Origin of the sequence: Methylobacterium sp. WSM2598 (genome assembly GCF_000379105.1) — a bacterium.
Classification (GTDB): Bacteria; Pseudomonadota; Alphaproteobacteria; order Rhizobiales; family Beijerinckiaceae; genus Methylobacterium.
In genome coordinates, this window is the sequence record NZ_KB900609.1 from 4,179,630 (window position 1) to 4,197,011 (window position 17,382).

Annotated in this window: 17 protein-coding genes; 9 read left to right on the forward strand and 8 right to left on the reverse strand. The window is 75.4% G+C overall.

The features are described from left to right. Nucleotides 1-6: 6 nt before the first annotated feature. Complete coding sequence (locus tag MET2598_RS0119925) at nucleotides 7-1,107, forward strand: microcin C ABC transporter permease YejB (RefSeq protein ID WP_012331523.1); 1,101 nt, start codon at nucleotides 7-9, stop codon at nucleotides 1,105-1,107. A 31-nt stretch (nucleotides 1,108-1,138) separates the two neighbouring features. Here the strand turns inward: MET2598_RS0119925 and MET2598_RS0119930 are convergent, their stop codons facing one another. The 5 genes from MET2598_RS0119930 to gspG all read right to left on the reverse strand — a co-directional run bounded on the left by MET2598_RS0119930 (nucleotide 1,139) and on the right by gspG (nucleotide 4,240). Continuing rightward, complete coding sequence (locus MET2598_RS0119930) at nucleotides 1,139-2,062, reverse strand: general secretion pathway protein GspK (RefSeq protein WP_018262080.1); 924 nt, start codon at nucleotides 2,060-2,062, stop codon at nucleotides 1,139-1,141. Beyond that, nucleotides 2,059-2,700 carry a general secretion pathway protein GspJ gene (locus tag MET2598_RS0119935; RefSeq protein WP_012331521.1) on the reverse strand — a complete coding sequence of 214 codons (642 nt, stop codon included), beginning with the start codon at nucleotides 2,698-2,700 and terminating at the stop codon, nucleotides 2,059-2,061. Before MET2598_RS0119935 ends, MET2598_RS0119930 begins: the two co-directional genes overlap by 4 nt. Before the next feature lie 106 nt (nucleotides 2,701-2,806). Next, a complete protein-coding gene (locus MET2598_RS0119940) occupies nucleotides 2,807-3,289 on the reverse strand; it encodes a type II secretion system protein (RefSeq protein ID WP_018262081.1) in 483 nt (160 codons plus the stop codon). Next, nucleotides 3,286-3,771, reverse strand: a complete 486-nt coding sequence (locus MET2598_RS0119945) for a prepilin-type N-terminal cleavage/methylation domain-containing protein (protein WP_265576562.1) — start codon at nucleotides 3,769-3,771, stop codon at nucleotides 3,286-3,288. The genes MET2598_RS0119940 and MET2598_RS0119945 overlap by 4 nt, the downstream gene beginning before the upstream one ends. A 16-nt stretch (nucleotides 3,772-3,787) precedes the next feature. Further along, nucleotides 3,788-4,240, reverse strand: a complete 453-nt coding sequence (gene gspG, locus MET2598_RS0119950; protein WP_018262082.1) for a type II secretion system major pseudopilin GspG — start codon at nucleotides 4,238-4,240, stop codon at nucleotides 3,788-3,790. Between the two features lie 183 nt (nucleotides 4,241-4,423). On the opposite strand from gspG, the gene MET2598_RS36950 reads away from it, so the two are divergent. Beyond that, entirely contained in the window at nucleotides 4,424-5,293 is an 870-nt protein-coding gene (locus tag MET2598_RS36950; RefSeq protein WP_157182213.1) for a hypothetical protein, read from the forward strand. An 18-nt stretch (nucleotides 5,294-5,311) separates the two neighbouring features. Here MET2598_RS36950 and MET2598_RS0119960 read toward each other — a convergent pair whose 3' ends face one another. Continuing rightward, complete coding sequence (locus MET2598_RS0119960) at nucleotides 5,312-6,817, reverse strand: aldehyde dehydrogenase family protein (RefSeq protein WP_018262084.1); 1,506 nt, start codon at nucleotides 6,815-6,817, stop codon at nucleotides 5,312-5,314. Between the two features lie 194 nt (nucleotides 6,818-7,011). On the opposite strand from MET2598_RS0119960, the gene MET2598_RS0119965 reads away from it, so the two are divergent. Further along, a complete protein-coding gene (locus MET2598_RS0119965; RefSeq protein WP_018262085.1) occupies nucleotides 7,012-7,827 on the forward strand; it encodes a universal stress protein in 816 nt (271 codons plus the stop codon). A 20-nt stretch (nucleotides 7,828-7,847) separates the two neighbouring features. Here MET2598_RS0119965 and MET2598_RS0119970 read toward each other — a convergent pair whose 3' ends face one another. Continuing rightward, the gene (locus MET2598_RS0119970; protein ID WP_012331516.1) at nucleotides 7,848-8,690 is read right to left on the reverse strand and encodes a universal stress protein; all 843 of its coding nucleotides are present in this window, start codon (nucleotides 8,688-8,690) and stop codon (nucleotides 7,848-7,850) included. 159 nt (nucleotides 8,691-8,849) lie between these two features. Here MET2598_RS0119970 and MET2598_RS0119975 point away from each other — a divergent pair, with 159 nt between their 5' ends. After that, the gene (locus MET2598_RS0119975; protein WP_018262086.1) at nucleotides 8,850-11,714 is read left to right on the forward strand and encodes a cation-translocating P-type ATPase; all 2,865 of its coding nucleotides are present in this window, start codon (nucleotides 8,850-8,852) and stop codon (nucleotides 11,712-11,714) included. A 42-nt stretch (nucleotides 11,715-11,756) separates the two neighbouring features. Here the strand turns inward: MET2598_RS0119975 and MET2598_RS0119980 are convergent, their stop codons facing one another. Then, nucleotides 11,757-12,068 carry a PepSY domain-containing protein gene (locus MET2598_RS0119980; RefSeq protein WP_018262087.1) on the reverse strand — a complete coding sequence of 104 codons (312 nt, stop codon included), beginning with the start codon at nucleotides 12,066-12,068 and terminating at the stop codon, nucleotides 11,757-11,759. Nucleotides 12,069-12,208: 140 nt separating this feature from the next. Between MET2598_RS0119980 and MET2598_RS0119985 the strand changes: the two genes are divergently transcribed. The 5 genes from MET2598_RS0119985 to MET2598_RS0120005 all read left to right on the forward strand — a co-directional run bounded on the left by MET2598_RS0119985 (nucleotide 12,209) and on the right by MET2598_RS0120005 (nucleotide 17,359). Further along, a complete protein-coding gene (locus MET2598_RS0119985) occupies nucleotides 12,209-12,880 on the forward strand; it encodes a response regulator (protein WP_018262088.1) in 672 nt (223 codons plus the stop codon). Continuing rightward, nucleotides 12,877-14,247: a sensor histidine kinase gene (locus MET2598_RS0119990; protein ID WP_012331512.1), complete on the forward strand. Its 1,371-nt coding sequence runs from the start codon at nucleotides 12,877-12,879 to the stop codon at nucleotides 14,245-14,247. Before MET2598_RS0119985 ends, MET2598_RS0119990 begins: the two co-directional genes overlap by 4 nt. A gap of 91 nt (nucleotides 14,248-14,338) precedes the next feature. Continuing rightward, nucleotides 14,339-14,674 (forward strand): hypothetical protein, encoded by a 336-nt coding sequence (locus tag MET2598_RS0119995; RefSeq protein WP_018262089.1) that lies wholly within the window; start codon nucleotides 14,339-14,341, stop codon nucleotides 14,672-14,674. Between the two features lie 34 nt (nucleotides 14,675-14,708). Further along, entirely contained in the window at nucleotides 14,709-15,170 is a 462-nt protein-coding gene (locus MET2598_RS0120000; protein WP_012331510.1) for a DUF2271 domain-containing protein, read from the forward strand. 11 nt (nucleotides 15,171-15,181) lie between these two features. Continuing rightward, complete coding sequence (locus MET2598_RS0120005) at nucleotides 15,182-17,359, forward strand: PepSY domain-containing protein (protein WP_018262090.1); 2,178 nt, start codon at nucleotides 15,182-15,184, stop codon at nucleotides 17,357-17,359. The last annotated feature ends 23 nt before the right edge of the window (nucleotides 17,360-17,382 follow it).

Here is a 17,382-nt window from a genome sequence, read left to right on the forward strand (position 1 = left end):
GGGCGGATGGCGAACTACATCCTGCGGCGCCTGCTCCTGATGGTCCCGACGATCTTCGGGATCATGCTGATCTCCTTCGTGATCGTGCAATTCGCCCCCGGCGGCCCGGTGGAGCGGGTGCTCGCCCAGCTCCAGGGCCAGAGCGCGATGTCGCGGGTGAGCGGCGGGTCCGGCGATCTCGGGGCGGGGGCGGCGCCGCGCGGCGGCGGGGGCGAGGCGAATTCCCGCTACCGCGGCGCGCAGGGCCTCGACCCCGCCTTCATCAAGCGCCTGGAGCAGCAATTCGGCTTCGACCGGCCGGCGCCCGAGCGCTTCGCCAAGATGCTGTGGGACTACGCCCGCTTCGACTTCGGCAAGAGCTACTTCCGCGACGTCTCGGTGCTGGAGCTGATCCGCGAGAAGCTGCCGGTCTCGGTGACGCTCGGGCTGTGGATGACGCTGATCTCCTACGCGGTCTCGATCCCGCTCGGGATCCACAAGGCGGTGCGGGACGGCTCGCCCTTCGACGTCTGGACCTCGGGCGTGGTCATCGTCGGCTACGCGATCCCCGGCTTCCTGTTCGCGATCCTGCTGATCGTGCTGTTCGCGGGCGGCTCCTTCCTGCAGATCTTCCCGCTGCGCGGCCTGACCAGCGAGGGATGGCAGACCTTCCCGCCCTGGCAGAAGGTGACGGACTACCTCTGGCACATCACGCTGCCGATCGTCTCGATGGCGCTCGGCGCCTTCGCGACCTCGACGCTCCTCACCAAGAACTCGTTCCTGGACGAGATCCGCAAGCAGTACGTGCTCACCGCCCGCATGAAGGGCCTGTCCGAGCGGCAGGTCCTGTACGGGCACGTCTTCCGGAACGCCATGCTGATCGTGGTGGCGGGCTTCCCGGGCGCCTTCATCTCGGCCTTCTTCGCCGGCTCGCTCCTCATCGAGACCATCTTCTCCCTCGACGGCCTCGGCCTGCTGTCCTTCGAGTCGATCGTGAACCGGGACTACCCGGTGGTGTTCGCCAACCTCTACATCTTCTCGCTGGTCGGGCTGGTGGTGAACCTGATCTCCGACCTGACCTACAGCTGGATCGACCCGCGGATCGACTTCGAGAGCCGGGCCGCGTGAGCGCCGGCCGGGCCCCAAGCGGCGCGGCCCGTCACCGGCCGGCGCGCCGCGCCGGATCCTCGGCGGCGAGCGCGGCCGCGATGCGCCCGCAGGCCGGGTGCGGCGCGGCCTCGGGCAGGGCCGGGGCGCCGTCGAAGCCGGCCTGCCAGCTCAGGAGGCCGGTATTGGACTGGCGGACCGAGCCGGCCGACAGCACCGCCTCCCGCTGCGCCCGCCCGCTCGGCGAGGCCGCCACGACCCGGATCGCGAAGACGCTGCGCGGCGAGCGCGCCGCGTAGGGGCGCAGCGCCTCCCCGACCGTGCCGCCGAGGAGCGCGCCGAGCGGCGACGGGCCGGGATCGAACTGGCCGGTCGCGTTGTAGACCGTCAGGAACGGCCGCAGCCGGGCCGCCTCCACCTCGCCGAGATGCGGCAGCATGCCGATCTCCGCGGGGCTGCGGAACGGCGCGTTGCGGGGGCCGTAGGGCAGGCCCTGGTCCCGGTATTGCGGGGCCTCGGCACCGCCATTCGGCTCCGGGTCGGAATCGGGGTCGCGGTAATCCACCACCTCCGCCGCGACGGTCCCGGCCTCGCGGTCGGGGAGGCCGAGGGCGCGGAAGGCGGCCTCCAGCAGCGGCCGCGGGCTGGCATTGAGGTCGATGAGCCCCGCCTGGTCCTGCACGGCGACGAGGAGGCGCGCGCCCGGCACCGGGCAGCCGACCGGCAGCCCGTCCTCGGGCAGGCCGAGGCCCGGCGCCCCGCGCTGGCGCTCGTTGAGCAGGGAGGCGGCGACGAGCCGGGCGGCGCCGTCCGCGAGCCCCTGCAGGCGCAGGCTCTCGGCCCGCCCGGAGGTGGCGCCGAGATGGACCGCGAAGCGCTCGGTGGCGATGGCGGCCGTGATCGCCACCGCGGCGAGCACGACGAGCACCGCGGGCAGGACGAAGCCGTCCTCGGCCGGGATGCCCGCGCGCCTCATGGGAGCGGCTCCAGCGGGACCACGAGCGGCGCCCAGCGCCGCGGGTCGCCGGGCGGGAAGTCGAGGACGATCTCGACCAGCGCCGGCATCCGGTCGCGGCGCGTCCAGGCGTCGAGCCAGCGCGGCTGCATCTCGGTCGGGGCGACGCCGAAATAGTGCAGGCGCAGCGCCGCCGCCCCGCCGACCAGCACCTCGGGCGGGTCGGCCTCGGCCGCCGTCTCCGGGACGCGGCTCTCGACGAGGTCGATGCGGCCGTCCGCCCGGGGCATCCCGGCCAGCACCATCCGCATGTCGGCGCCCCGCTCGGTCGCGGGGCTGGCCGCGAGGATCGCCACCAGACGTCCGGGCTCGCCCAGGAAGGACGGCCCCCTGCCGTCCGCGCCCCGGCCCCGGGGCCGGGCGAGGGCGGCGCGCAGGTGGTCGCGGACCACGTCGAGATCCGCCTCCACGGCGATGCCGGCCCCGAGCCGCGACAGGAACCCGGCCGCCCGGACCGCCTGCAGCAGCAGCACGGCGATCAGCGCCGCGACCGCGAGCGCCGTCAGCGCCTCGACCAGGGTGAAGCCCGCCGCGGCGGGCCCGGGCCGCGAAGCCGGCGGCGATTCGGGCGACAGCGGCCGCGAGCAGGATCCGATCACGCCGCCATCGAGGCCCGCTCCGGGGTCCCGACCGTGCCGTCGCGGAAAATGCGGCAAGACCAAAGATCGAGAGCGGCACCCGGTTGCAACGTGATCGGGTGCCGCTCTAGCGGGCCTGCCCGCCGGAAAGCAGCGTCGCGTAGACGAGCGGGCCGTTCGCGCTCCCCCGCCGCAGCTGGACGCGCCAGAGCGGCGGCAGACCCTGCCAGCCGAGCAGGGGCGCCACGTCCACGACGGTGAGCACCCAGGGTTCCCCATCGGCGAACCGACCCCGTTCGAGCCCCGGCTGGAGCCGACCTCCCGCCGCGCGCAGCATCACGATGGCCTCGATCTCGTCGAGGCGGTGCCGCTCGGCCGCGAGCTGGCGCGCGCGCCGGGCGAGCGACGCGCCCGCCTCCAGCGCGATGATCGTGGCGAGCGCCACGACCGCGAAGGCGACGAGCACCTCCACCAGGGTGAAGCCCTCCTGGCGGAGGAAGCTCCGCGGGCGGAGGAAGCTCCGCGGGCGGAGCCACCTGCGCGGGCGGGCCGCGGCGCGCTCACCGCCCGCGGCCGCATCCTGCCCCCGCCGGGTTGAGGCCGGGTTCACGGCATCGCCTCCGCCTCCCCGACCCGGCCGGTGAGGCGGCTCACCGCGATCCGGCGCCCTCCGCCCCGCCCGTGGATCAGGATGGTCCCGCCCGAGGAGGAGCCGTCGGGGGCGAAGCGGATCTCGCCGGGGCCGGCCCGGCTGCCCGCCGCGGGCTCCACCTGGACGGCGTAGCCGGCCAGGCCGAGGGGGGGCGCTCCGGGCCGGCTGCTCAGGAAGAGGCCGCGGGCGGGGTCGAGCCGCAGCAGCGCCAGCTCGCCGGTGCGCCGCGCGTGGCCGCGCAGGCTGGCGAGTTCGCCCGCCACGCCGGCGGCGAGCCGGTCGAGCCGGCGGGCCGGGAGCATTCCGTCGAGGGCAGCGCCGCCGAGGAGCGCCGCCAGGGCGAGGATCGCCAGCACGACGAGCAGTTCCACGAGGCTGAACCCGCCCGCCTCCCGCCCCGGCCCGCCCGGCCGGGATCCTCGGCGTCCGCGGCGCGGCACCGGCGGCCCCGCGCGGTCAGCGGGCCGCGACCTCGGGCGCCGCACCGCGGCCCGGCGCGTCGGGATCCGTGAAGGCGATCTCGAAGGGGGCGCCGCCGGCTCCCGGCGAGCGATACAGGAACGGCCGCCCCCACGGGTCGAGCAGACCCTTGCCGTCGCGCAGGTAGGGACCGCGCCACGCCGCCCGCGCGCCCTCGGGCGGGGTGACGAGGGCGGCGAGCCCCTCCTGCGTGGTCGGATAGGTGCCGAGGTCGAGGTAGTAGAGCTCGACCGCCTGGGCGAGGTTCTTGACCTGGATGCGCGCGGTCTCGCCCTTGGCGCGGCCGAGATAGCCGAGCACCTGCGGGGTGACCATGGTGGCGATCATCCCGATGATCGCCAGCACCACCAGGAGTTCCACCAGCGAGAACCCGGCCTTCCCGTCCCGTTCCGGGCGCCTCACCGCCTCGCTGCTGCGTCCCTGCCTCATCGCGCCGATCCCCGCTGTCCCGGCCCCATCCAGACTCCGAACCCCGAAGATAATCTAAACGCGACGCCTCCATGACCTCGCGGGCTGAATTCCCCAGAGTCATGCATTGATCGATCGTTAAGGCTCGACATCTAGCGTCCGCGGCCTGGGGCCGAGCGCTGCGTGAGGATGCGGGAGCGAGAGATGCGGGGATTTCTAAGATTCGGTGCGGGGCGGGTCGTCCCCTGGGGCATCCTGCCCGGCGGATGCGGGGCGTTCGTCGGATTGTGCCTCGGGCTGGTCGCGGCGGTCCCGGCGCTCGCGGCGCCGCTCACGGTCGCGCTGCCGGCGCCGCTGCCGCAGGTCCGGCTCCTGACCCCCATGATCGGCATCCACCTCGTGGGCCTGTGCCTCGGCTTCGGGGCCGCCGCGATGATGGATTTCTGGCTCCTGCGCTGGATGCGCTGGGGCGGAATGCCGCCCGAGATCGAGCGGATGATCCGCTTCATGGCCAAGGTCGTGACGGTCGGCCTCGCGCTCCTGTGGCTGTCGGGCCTCGGCTTCCTCGCCATCTACGCCGTCGAATCGCCGGAGAAGCTGTTCAATCCGAAGATGTGGGCGAAGGTCTCGGTCGTGATCGTGCTCACCCTCAACGGCGTCGTGATCCACCATTGGGTGCTGCCGCGCGTGCTCACCGACGTGCGCCGGCCGATCCTGGAGGACCTGTCCCCGGTGAGCGCCCGGGCCTTCCTGTTCTCGGGCGCGGTCTCGGCGGTGTCGTGGTCCTTCGCCTTCGCGCTCGGGATCCTGCGCGAGTTCAACGGCGTGGTGCCGGTGCAGCTCCTGCTCGGCCTGTGGCTCGGGGGGGTGGCGGCGGCGAGCCTCGCGACCGGGATCCTGTGGGGGCACTGGCGACGGGCCGGTCTCCTGGGCCGCGCCCCGTTCCTGCCGCCGCTCGAGACGGCGGGGCGGCCCTTCGTGGGCGTGCGCCGCCTGCTCTGGGGAGCCGACGCCACCGGGGCGGACGCCCTCGCCGAGACGCGGCCGGAGCGGGATCGCGGGGCGGTGGCTTAAGGCCGCGCGGGCGGGCCGTCACCGCCTCAGCCGCGGATCGTCCTGCGCGACGCGGCTGCGCACCGTGTACACGCCGAGGCCCGACAGGATGGCGCTGCGGGCGAGGAGACGGCCGTTCTCCCAGTTGGAGAGCCCCAGTTCGGGCTGGTTGAGGGCGTATTGCCCATCGACCCAGCGCGTGAATCCGTCGCCCACGAAGGGCGCGTTGACCGTGTCGAAGAAGCGCCGATGCGCGGCCGGGTCGCGGCTGATCAGCGAGGCCGCGAATTGCGGGCTGTAGCGGTTGAACAGCGCCACCGCGTGATCGAGGTCGTCCACGATCTTGAGGCTGACCTCGGGCGTGTCCTCCCATTCCCACTCGCGGCCGAGTTCGGCCTCGGGCAGGATCTCGGTCAGGGGCTCGGTGCGCTCGCCCTCCGCGCGCCGGGCGCGCACGGTCCCGGTCCGCCACGCGGGCGGCAGCACGGCCTCGTCGCCGGCCACCACGTGGAGCTTGCAGCCGTGGCCGCGGGCGCGGCCGGCCGCCTCCAGGGCGGCCAGGAAGGCCGGCAGCAGGTCGGCGAGCCGGGCCCTGTGGAGGCAGCACACGTTCAGCGTGTTGCACACCTTCCGGTCCAGGGAGGCCTCCACGGCGGCGGCGAAGCGCGCGGGATCCGCGTCGCGGTCGGCGACCATCCAGGCCCCGCCGGTGCCGTGCAGGCTGACCGCGGTCCCGGCCTGCCGGGCGACGCTGCCGAGCTGCGCGACCGCCCGGCCCGACCCGCGGGCCACCGCCAGGGCGAGCCGGCGGTCCGAGAACAGCGCCCAACCGGCGGCCCGGTCCGGACTGTCGATCAGCGACACGGCGCCGGGTGGGAGGCCGGCCTCCCGGAGGGCCGGGGCGAGCGCGTGCCGCTGGATGGCCTGCGCGGTGGCGAGCGCGTCGCTGCCGATGCGCAGCACGGCGGTGTTGCCCGTGCGCACGACGCCCGCCGCGTCGGCGAACACGTTCGGGCGTCCCTCGAAGACGAAGCCCACCACGCCGAGCGGTGCGGCCACCTGCTCGATCGTCCAGCCGGGATGCGCCGCGCGCGCGATCACGCGACCGCGTCCCTCGCCGCAATCCCGCCACGCGCGCAGGCCCGCGCTCATGTCGCGCCGCATGCGGTCGCCCGCGACGAGGCGGGTGGTCGAGCGGCCGGCCTGCTCCGCGCGGGCCGCGTCCTGCCGGTTGGCCTGCGCGACCGCGTCCCAGACCGAGGAATCCTCCAGGAGCGCCGCGAAGCGGTCGAAGAACCGGTCGATGGCCTGATCTGGGACGGCCGGCAGCGCCCGGAACGCGGCCTCCGCCCGGTCCACAGCGGCGGCGGCCAGCGCCCTCTGCGCCGCGGGGACGTGCAGGAGATCGCCCGTCTCCTGCAGCACCAGCAGGTGGTCGCCGGGCTGGAACCGCGCGGCGAGGTCCGGCGTGATCACCGCGGCGCGGTCGCCGCCGAAGGGCACGAGCGTGCCGGGGATCAGGCGGTCGAGGGTGGTGATGGTCATGCGAGGGTGGTGATGGTCATGGCCGCTCGCCCCTAGAGCATTTTCCGACGAAGTCGCCGCCGGTTCGGGGGAGAAAATGCGGCAGAATCAAGAACCGAGAGCAGGGTTCCGTTGCAACGGAACCCTGCTCTCGTGCAGAGCCGGCCCGCGTGCCAAGCTGCCCGCCGGGCCGCGCGCCCTCCGGGGAGGTGCTCATGAGCTACGCCACGATCATGGTCTCGGTCGACGCGCTCCCGGGCGCGGCCGGCCGCATCCGGCTCGCGGCCCAGGTTGCGGACCGGTTCGGGGCCTCCCTCACGGGGGCCGCCGCCCGGCAGCTCCCGCTCCCGGTGACGCGGACCTCCTTCGAGGAGCGGGAGGCGATCGCCGCCGCCGAGTCGGCGCGGCTCCACGAGGATCTCGGCGCCCTGCAGGCCGTGTTCGCGCGCGAGGCCGGCGGGCCGCAGCGCCGCTCCTGGCGCCAGGCCGCGATGGCGGCGACGGAGCATCTCGTCCTGCGCGCCCGGGGCGCGGACCTGCTCGTCGTCGGGCGCCCCGGCCCGGCCGACGGGATCGCCGCGGACGCGGTCCGGCCCGACCGGGTGCTGATGGAGGCCGGGCGCCCCGTCCTGGTCGTGCCGCCCGGCACCGAGCAGCTGCGGGCCGAGAGAGTCGTGCTGGCCTGGAAGGACACGCCCGAGGCGCGGCGCGCCGCGGCGGCCGCGCTGCCCTTCCTGCGCGCCGCCGCGCGCGTCGCGGTCGTCAGCCTGGGACCCGCGGCGGCCGAGGAAGGGGCGGACGAGGTCGCCGAACTCCTGGCGCGTCACGGTGTCGAGGCCGCCCCGGCCGCCGAGCCGGTCCCGGAGGGTCTCGACGAGGCCGACGGCCTGCTGGCCTTCGCGGACCGGGCGGGCGCCGACCTCCTGGTCCTCGGCGCCTACGGACGCGGTCGCCTGCGGGAGTGGGTGTTCGGCGGCGTGACCCGCTCGGTCCTGCAGCGCAGCCCGCTCTGCTGCCTGATGACCCACTGATCCCGGCCCGGCGGGCGCCCTCAATGGGCCAGGAGCAGGGGCACGGGGCAGGATCCCAGCAGGGCCTGCGTCACCCCGCCGAGGACCATCTCGCGCAGGAGCGAGTGCACGTAGGCGCCCATCACGAGCAGGTCGGCGCGGGAGGCCGCCGCGTGGCGGCGCAGCGTGCCGGCCACGTCGCCGTCCCCGGCCACGAGGTCGGTGACCGTGACCGCGACGCCGTGATGGGCGAGGTGCGGCGCCAGCTCGGCCCCCGGCACCGCGCCCGAGAGGTCCTTCTCGCCGGCCACCGACACGATCTCGACGGCGCCCGCCCGCTTGAGGAACGGCAGCGCGTCGTGCACGGCGCGGGCGGCCTGGGCGCTGCCGTCCCAGGCCACGAGGATGCGCTGCGCCGCGAAGCTCTCGACCCCGGGCGGCACGACGATCACGGGGCGCCCGCTCTCGAACAGCAGGGTTTCGATCAGGCCGCGGTCGCCGGTCAGCAGGCGCGACTCCGCGTCGGTCACGGTCAGGTCGTGGAGCCGCGCCTGCCACCGGACGCTCGCCAGGAGCTCGGCCTCGGGGAGCTGCTGCGTCTGCGTGCGGCAGAGGATCCCCGCGGCCGCGGCCTCGCCGCGGGCCCGCTCGGCGAGTTCCTCCGCCAGATCCCGCAATCGCCGGTTCTCGGCCGCGACGAGCATCGCGACGAAGCGGCTGATCCAGGCATGCGGCAGCACGAGCTTGGCCGAGACCGCCTGCACGGTGGCGCGGGCCCCGGCCTGTCCCGCCAGCGCCAGGCCGTAGGCGAGCGCCGCGGAGGGCGCCTCGTCCCCCGTGCGCTCCGTCACGGCGATGAGGACGGTCCTGATGGTGTCGGTCATGAGGGCTCTCCGGATACGGCGGGGTCATTCTCGGGGCACGGGTCTCGGCACACCTTGAGGTAGATCAGCGGCGGTCGCCCTAGCCCGGTGCAGGACGGACCCCCCTTGCGGGGACTCCGCGCCGGATGGTCACCTGCGCGTCGGACTGGACAGGGCGAGATGACGAAGCACCGCGCGCTGCAGGCCGATCCCGCGGGGGACGCGCGGGATCCGGCCGATCCCTCCCGCCTCGGCGCCGACGAGGTTCTGGCGGCCCTGCGCGTCGAGGCCGCCTCCGGGCTGAGCGCGCCCGAGGCGCGGGCGCGCCTCGCCCGCCACGGCGGGAACGCGCTGCGCGCCGCGCCGCCCGTGCCCGCCTGGCGCATCCTCGCCGCCCAGTTCACGGACAGCCTCGTCCTGCTGCTCCTCGCCGCGGCGCTCGTCTCGGCGGGGCTGTGGCTGTCGGAGCGGGAGTCCGGCCTGCCCTACGACGCGATCGCGATCGTCGCGATCGTGCTCCTCAACGCCGCGATGGGCGCGCTCCAGCAGGTGCGCGCGGATCGGGCGGTCGCGGCCCTGCGCCGGATGGCGGCCGCGCGGGCGCGGGTCATCCGCGACGGCGCGCTCCAGACCGTGCCGGCCGCCGACCTCGTGCCGGGCGACATCCTCCGCCTGGAGGAGGGCGACACGATCCCGGCCGATGCGCGGCTGATCCAGGTCGCCCTCCTGCAGACCACGGAGGCCGCCCTGACGGGGGAGAGCCTGCCGGTGTTCAAGCAGGTCGCGCCGCTCGCCGACGCGGCGGATCCGGAACCCCGCCGCACCATGGTCTTCAGCGGCACCGCGGTGACCAGCGGCCGGGGGCTGGCCGTGGTGACGGCGACCGGGATGCGCACCGAGATCGGGCGCATCGCCCAGATGCTGCAGGACGCGCCGGACGAGAGCACCCCGCTCCAGATCGAACTCGACCGCGTCGGCAAGCGCCTCGGGCTCGTGGTGGTCGCCATCGCCCTCGTGCTGATCGCGACCATCGTGGTCGTCGAGGAGGTCCGCAGCCTGCGCGCCCTCCTCGGCGTGCTCATCCTGGGCGTGGCGCTCGCCGTCGCGGCGGTGCCGGAGGGTCTCCCGGCCATCGTCACCGCGTCCCTGTCCCTCGGCGTGCAGCGGATGGCGCGGCGGCGCGCGATCGTGCGCCGCCTCGCGGCGGTGGAGACGCTGGGCTCGGCCGAGGTGATCGCCTCCGACAAGACCGGCACCCTCACGCGCAACGAGATGACCGTGCGGGTGATCGCGACCGCGGGCGGGCGCGTCGATGTCGGCGGCAGCGGCTACGCCCCGGTCGGACCGCTCGGCCATGCCGGCGGCGCCCTCGGCGAGGCGCTGCGGACCGAGGTGGAGCGGGCCCTCCTCGCCGGCCTCTTGGCCAGCAACGCGGTCCTGCAGGAGCGCGACGGGCGCTGGACCGTGCAGGGCGACCCCACCGAGGGCGCGCTCATCGCCGCGGCGCGCAAGGCGGGGCTGGAGGCCGGGGCGGTGGCCCGCCGCTTCGCGCGCCTCGCCGAGATCCCGTTCTCCTCCGAGCGCAGGCTGATGAGCACGGTGCAGAGCGACGCCGAGGGCGAGGCGCCGCTCCTCCTGGCCACCAAGGGCGCGCCGGACGTCGTGCTCGCGCGCTGCGCGCAGGAATTCGTCGGCGGGCGCGGCCGGGCCCTCACGCCGGAGCGCCGCTCCGCGATCGCGGCGGCGAACGAGGCGCTGGCCCGGGAGGGCCTGCGCAGCCTCGGGATCGCCTTCCGGGCGCTCCCGCGGGACGGCCTGGGCTGGGCGGCGCCGGGCGGCGCGGCGCCGGGCGCGGAGATCGAGCGGGACCTCGTCTTCCTCGGGCTGATCGGCATGACCGACCCGCCCCGCGCCGAGGCCCGCGAGGCGGTGGCGCGGGCGAGGGCGGCCGGCATCCGGCCCATCATGATCACGGGCGACCATCCGGGCACCGCCTCGGCGATCGCCGCCGAGCTCGGCATCGCCGCGGGAGGGCGCGCCCTCACCGGGGCCGAGCTCGACGCGCTCTCCGAGGAGGCGCTCGCACGGACCGTGCGCGACGTCTCGGTCTACGCGCGGGTCGATCCCGCCCACAAGCTGAGGATCGTGCGGGCGCTGCGGCGCAACGGCCTGACCGTGGCCATGACGGGCGACGGCGTGAACGACGCGCCCGCCCTGAAGGCCGCCGATATCGGCGTCGCCATGGGCCTGAGCGGCACCGACGTGGCGCGGGAGGCCGCCGACATCGTGCTCGCGGACGACGATTTCGCCACGATCGTGGCGGCGGTCGAGGAAGGGCGGGCGATCTTCGCGAACATCCGCAAGGTGCTGCGCTACCTGCTGTCGTCGAATATCGGCGAAGTCGCCACCATGTTCCTCGGGGTGGTGCTGGCCGACGCGCTCGGGCTGACCGGCGCGCGGGCCGGCGAGGTGGTGCTGCCCCTGACGGCGACCCAGATCCTCTGGATCAACTTCGTCACCGACGGCGCCCCGGCCCTCGCCCTCGGGGTCGATCCGGCGGATCCGGCGGCGATGCGCCGCCCGCCGCGCCCGCGCGGCGAGGGCGTGCTGACCCGCCGGATGTGGGAGGGCATCGCCTTCGTGGGCCTCGTGACCGCCTGCAGCACCCTGGTGGTGCTCGACGCCTGCCTGCCGGGCGGATTCATCGAAGGGGACGGCACCCTGGCCTACGCGCAGACGATGACCTTCACCACGCTCGTCCTGTCCCAGCTCTTCAACGTCCTCAACACGCGCTCCGAGGACCGCAGCGCGCGCGAGGGCCTGTTCCGCAACCGCTGGCTCTGGGCCGCGATCGCGCTGTCGCTCCTGCTCCAGGTGGCGGCGGTCTCCGTTCCCGTCCTGCAGCGGGCCTTCTCGACGGTGAGCCTCGGCGTCGGCGACTGGGCGATCTGCGCGGCCGCCGCCAGTTCCGTCCTCGTCCTCGGCGAGGCGCGGAAATGGCTGATCCGCGCGGCCGGGCGGCGACGCCGAACCGGCCAACGGTGACCTGGATCATCCGGTTGATGGCTTCGCCATGCGGATGTCGGATCACTCCTCGTCGTCCCCGTGCGCGTCGCGCCGGGCGGGTTCGAGCCGGGCCGGATCGAACTTCTCGTCCAGGCGCTGGCCCCGCGCATTCGTCGCCCGCACCCGGTAGCAGCCGTCATCCACCCGGATGGCGATGCCGCTCCATCCTTCGGCTTCGAGCCTGCGCTGCAGCGCCGCGCGGGGCTGCCAATCGGCGAGCGGCACGCGGCAATGCCCGTCCGCCGCGGCGGGGCCGCCCGGCAGGGCCGCGCAGAGGGCGAGAAGGATCGGGGCGAGAAGGATCGGGGCGAGAAGGATCGTCGCGCGTCGCATGGCCGGGGCTCCGGATCCGCGGGCCGTCCCGCGCAGCTCAATCACCGAAACCTGACGCCAGCCTGAACGCCGGGCGCCGCCGCTGCGGTCCGCCGCACGGGGAAATGCGGTAGTCTCGCGGGAGATCAACCGGGGCGGGCATGCGCATCCTCCTCATCGAAGACGATCCGGTGCTGGGCGAGGCGGTCCGCGACCACCTCGCATCGGACGGCCATTCCGCCGACCGGGTCGCGACCCTCGCCGATGCCGCCGCGGCGATCACGGCGGCGGTCTACGATCTGGTCCTGCTCGACCTGATGCTGCCGGACGGACGCGGCCTCGATTTCCTGCGGCAGCGCCGCACCCAGGGGGACGTCACGCCGGTGATCATCCTCACCGCCCGGGACCAGATCTCCGACCGGATCGCGGGGCTCAACGCGGGGGCGGACGACTATCTCATCAAGCCCTTCGACCTGTTCGAACTCACCGCCCGCGTGGGCGCGGTCGGGCGGCGCTACTCCGGCAACCCCAACCCCCTCGTCACGATCGGCGACCTCGACATCGATCTGGCGGCCCGCTCGGTCCACCGGGCCGGGAAACCCGTGCCGCTGACCGCCCGGGAATGGTCGCTGTTCGAGGCGCTCGTCCAGCGGCCGCACGCGCTGCTCTCCAAGGGGCAGCTCGAGGAGAGGCTCTACGCCTTCGACGCCGAGGTCGAGAGCAACACGATCGAGGTCTATGTCGGGCGGCTGCGCAGGAAGATCGGCGCGGAGGCGATCGAGACCGTGCGCGGGATGGGCTACCGCCTCGGTGCACCGGCCAGGGGCGCGTGAGGATCGCCCGGGGAGCCGGGCGCGCGAGCCTGCGCCGCCGCCTCGGGATCGGGCTGGCGCTCGGCGTGGCCGCGACCTGGCTCGCCGCCTCGGTGGTGGCCGGGCTGGTGCTGCGTCACGAGATCGACGAGGTCTTCGACAGCGCCCTCCAGGAGGTCGCGCAGCGGGTGCTGCCCCTCGCCTACGCGGAGGTGCTGGCGCGGGAGGACGGCACCGCGAGCCAGCTCATGCCCCCGGTCGGCCGGCATCGGGAATACATCGCCTACGTCGTGCGGGATGCCGACGGGCGCGACCTCCTGCGGTCGAGCGACGCCGACCGGATGGGGATCCCGGGCGGCCTCGCCCCGGGATTCCGGACCCTGAGCGGCCTGCGCACCTACACGGAGACGGGGGTTCGGGGGACGATCGCGGTGACCGCCGCCGAGCGGCTCGACCACCGGCGGGACGCGGTCGCGAAGGCGATGATGACCCTGGTCGGGCCGCTCGCCGCGCTCGTGCCCCTCGCCCTCGCCGCGGTGTGGCTGGTGGTGCGCCTCTCGCTCGGGCCGGTCCTCGCCTTCCGGGACGCGATCGAGGCGCGCGGCCGGGGCAACCTCTCGCCGATCGCCACGCTCGACCTCCCGGCCGAGGTGGCGCCGGTGGCGGCCGCGGTCAACGCCCTGCTCGGCCGCCTGCGCGGCGCGCTGGAGGCGGAGCGCAGCTTCACGGCCAATTCCGCGCACGAGCTGCGCACGCCGATCGCCGCCGCCCTGGCGCAGACCCAGCGCCTCTGCGCGGAATTGCAGGATGGCGAGCGCCTCGCGCGCGCGCGCGCCGTCGAGGGCGCGCTGCACCGGCTCTCGCGCCTCTCCGAGAAGCTGCTCCAGCTCGCCAAGGCCGAGGGCGGCGGGCTGATCGCCGAGACCGCCGCGCCGCTCGCGCCCGTGCTGCACCTCGTCGTCGACGAGCTGCGCCGCGGCGGCGGCGGCGAGCGCCTGCGGGTGGAGGCGGCGCCCGGGCCCGGCCCGACCTCGGATCTCGACCCGGACGCCTTCGCGATCCTGGCGCGCAACCTCATCGAGAATGCCCTCAAGCACGGCGACCCCGCGCGTCCGGTGAGCGTCCGCCTGTCCGGGCAGGCGCTCGCCGTGAGCAATGCCGGACCGCCGGTTCCTCCCGAAGACCTCGCGCGGCTGACCCGGCCCTTCACGCGCGGGCCGGCGCGGACCGAGGGATCGGGATTGGGGCTGGCGATCGCCGCCGCCATCTGCCGCGGCGCGGGGCTGCGGCTCGACCTCGCCTCGCCGATCCCGGGCGAGAGCGGCGGCTTCCGGGCCGTCGTCCACCTCGCTCCGGCCGGTCCGCGGCCCGCGGCGCCCCCCGCCTGACACCGGGCTGAACGACGTCGGCCCGGCCTTTCAGCCCGGCGTCAGGCGCGGGCGCGAGGCTGCGCGCGTCGCAATGACCGGAGACGAACCCATGACCAAGCACGCGTTGATCGGCACGGCCCTGCTCCTGACGACGGCCGTGGGGGCCGTGCTGGCCGCGGAGGGCTCGCGGGGAGCGCAGGAGCACGCCGGCGCCCGCCACGCCGAATCCGGCCGGCCGGGCTCCTCCGGCCTCCGGCCCGGCGGGGCGCGGGAGCACGCCCGCGCGGCCGAGGCCCGCCGGCACGGCCACCGGCACGAGGACGAGGACGAGGACGGCGAGGAGGACGGGCGCGGCGTGCCCGCGCCGCCGCGCCGCACCGAGGCACCCGCTCCCGACAGCGGCCTCTTCGGCGGCAAGGCCCCTCCCCGGGCCGAGATCCGCTGATCGGCCGGCCCGGACCCTCCCGCGGAGATTCCCCATGAAGCGCGCATTCTCGGTAGCCGCCGCCGCCACCCTGCTGGCCCCCGCCCTGGCCGAGGCCAGGCCGGTCACCCTCGAAGCGAGGCTCAAGGATTACGGCGGCAACCCCGCCTACCTCGCCGTCTACGTCACGGATGCGGCCGGGCAGTACCGGGGCACGCTCTGGGTGGCGGGACGCAAGGCCAGGTACCACCGCCACCTCTCGGAGTGGTACCGCGCCGCGGGCGGCGCGGCGATCGACGGCATCACCGGGGCGAGCATCGGCTCGGGCCGGACGCTGAGGGTCAGCGTCGATCTCGCGGATGCCCTGATCGATGCCGGCTATCAGGTCCGCGTCGACACCGCCGTCGAGGACGGCGTGGACCGGCCCTCCGAGGTGGTCGCGCCGCTCTCCGGCGCGGCGGCGGGCAAGCCCGTCACCGGCAAGGAGCACGTCGCGACCTTCACGGTCAGCTTCTGACGGGGGGACCGATGTTCCGCCGCATCCACTCCGTCCTGGGGCTGCCCCTGGCGGCGCTCCTCGTCGTCGCGGCCCTCTCGGGCGCGGCCCTGTCCCTGGTTCCGGTCGTCGATCGGGCGCGCGTTCCGGCCATCCCGGCCGGGACGAGCGTGGCCGCGCTGGCCGAGGCGGTCGCGGCCCGCCACCGGAGCGTCACCGGGATCGTCCGGCGTCCGAGCGGCGCCGTCACGGTCGCGTTCGACGACGGCGAGGCGCGCGGCGTCGAGATCGTCGATCCCGCCACGGGACGCAGCCTCGCCCCGTTCCGCCCATCCCAGGCGGTGCGGACGCTCACGCAGCTGCACCGGGCCTTCCTGGCCGGCGATGCGGGCCGGATCGGCGCCGCCCTCGCGGCGTCCCTCATGCTCGCCCTGTCGGCGACCGGCCTGCACATGCTGGCGCGGCGCCAGGGCGGCTGGACGGCGCTCCTGCGCCGTCCCCGCGGCGGTCTCGCGCAGAGGTGGCACGCGGAACTCGGGCGCTTCGCCGCCCTCGGGCTGATGGTCTCCTCCGTCACCGGCCTCTGGATGGCGGCGGAGGGATTCGATCTGCTCCCGGCCGGCGGAACGGCCCCGGCGGCCGTCGCGGCGAGCGGCGGCGCGCCCCTGCCGGTCGGGTCGCTCGACCTCCTCCGCCGCGTCGCACTGGCGGATCTCGACGCGCTCACCTTTCCGGATCCGGCGGATCCGGCGGATGTCTACGTGCTGCGCAGTTCGGCCGGGGAGGCCTCGATCGATCCCGCGACCGGCCGCGTCCTGGCCTTCGCGCCGACGACGACCCTCGACCGCGCAAGCCGCCTCGTCGCCGCGCTCCATACGGGGCGCGGCGCCTGGGCGCTCGGCCTCGTCCTCGGGCTGTGCGCGGCCAGCACCCCCGTCCTGGCCGGCACCGGCCTGGCGATCTGGCTGCGGCGGCGCTCGGCGCGGGGGCGGCGTCCCGCCAACCTGCCCCTCCGCGCCGCCGACACGGTCATCCTGGTCGGGAGCGAGGGCAACACGACCTGGGGCTTCGCCGCGTGCCTGCACGACGCGCTCACCCGGGCCGGCCACCGGGTGCACACGGCCCCGATGAATGCCCTGTCGCCGGCGCATGGCGCGGCCGACCGCCTGCTCATCCTCGCCGCGACGGCAGGCGACGGCGCCGCCCCCGCCTCGGCGAGCCGCTTCATGGACCGCCTGGCCGCGGTCGCGGGATCTCCCCCGGTCGCCGTGCTCGGCTTCGGCGACCGCACCTTTCCGCATTTCTGCGGCTTCGCGCGGGAGGTGGCCGACGCGCTCGACCGCAAGGGCTGGCCGCGGCTGATGCCCCCGGCCTGGATCGACCGCCAATCCGCGCAGGGCTTCGCGCAATGGGGGCGCGACCTGGGCCGGGCGCTCGGGCACGGGCGGGACCTCGTCCTCGCGCACGCCTCTCCGGTGCCGCCGACCGCGCCCTACACGCTCGTCGGCCGCGACGATTACGACATCGCCTCGGCGACGCCGGTCGCCGTCCTGCGTCTCGCCCCCGCGGACGGGGGCGAGACGCCTCCCTTCCGGGCCGGCGATCTCCTCGGCATCCTCGCACCGAGCACCGAGGTGCCCCGCTCCTACTCGCTCGCGACCTCGTCGGAGGACGGCGTGCTGGAGATCTGCGTGCGGCGGCACGCGGGCGGGCTTTGCTCGGGCTTCCTCCACGGCCTCCCGATCGGGGGCAGCGTCAGGGCGTTCATCAGGGCCAATCCCGAGTTCCGTCCGGCTCCCGGCAGGGCCCCGCTCGTCCTGGTCGGCGCCGGGACCGGGATCGGGCCGCTCATCGGCTTCGTCCGCGCGAACCGGGCGCGACGGCCCATCCATCTCTACTGGGGCGGCCGGCGCCCGGAATCCGACTACCTCTACGCGCGCGAACTGGCGGAGCACCTCGCCGCCGGGCGGCTGACGGCGCTGCGGACCGCCTTCTCGCGCCAGCCGGGCGGGGGCTACGTCCAGGACCGCCTCGCCGCGGACGCGGCGCTCGTGCGGGAGCAGGTGCACCGGGGCGGCCAGGTGCTGGTCTGCGGCGGGCGCAGCATGGCGCAGGCCGTGCGGCGCGTGCTCGACGGGGCCGTGCAGCCGCTCGGCCTCGACGTCACCACCCTCAGGTCGCGGAGGCGTTATGCCGAAGACGTCTACTGACTTGCCGGGAGCTGCGCTCCCGG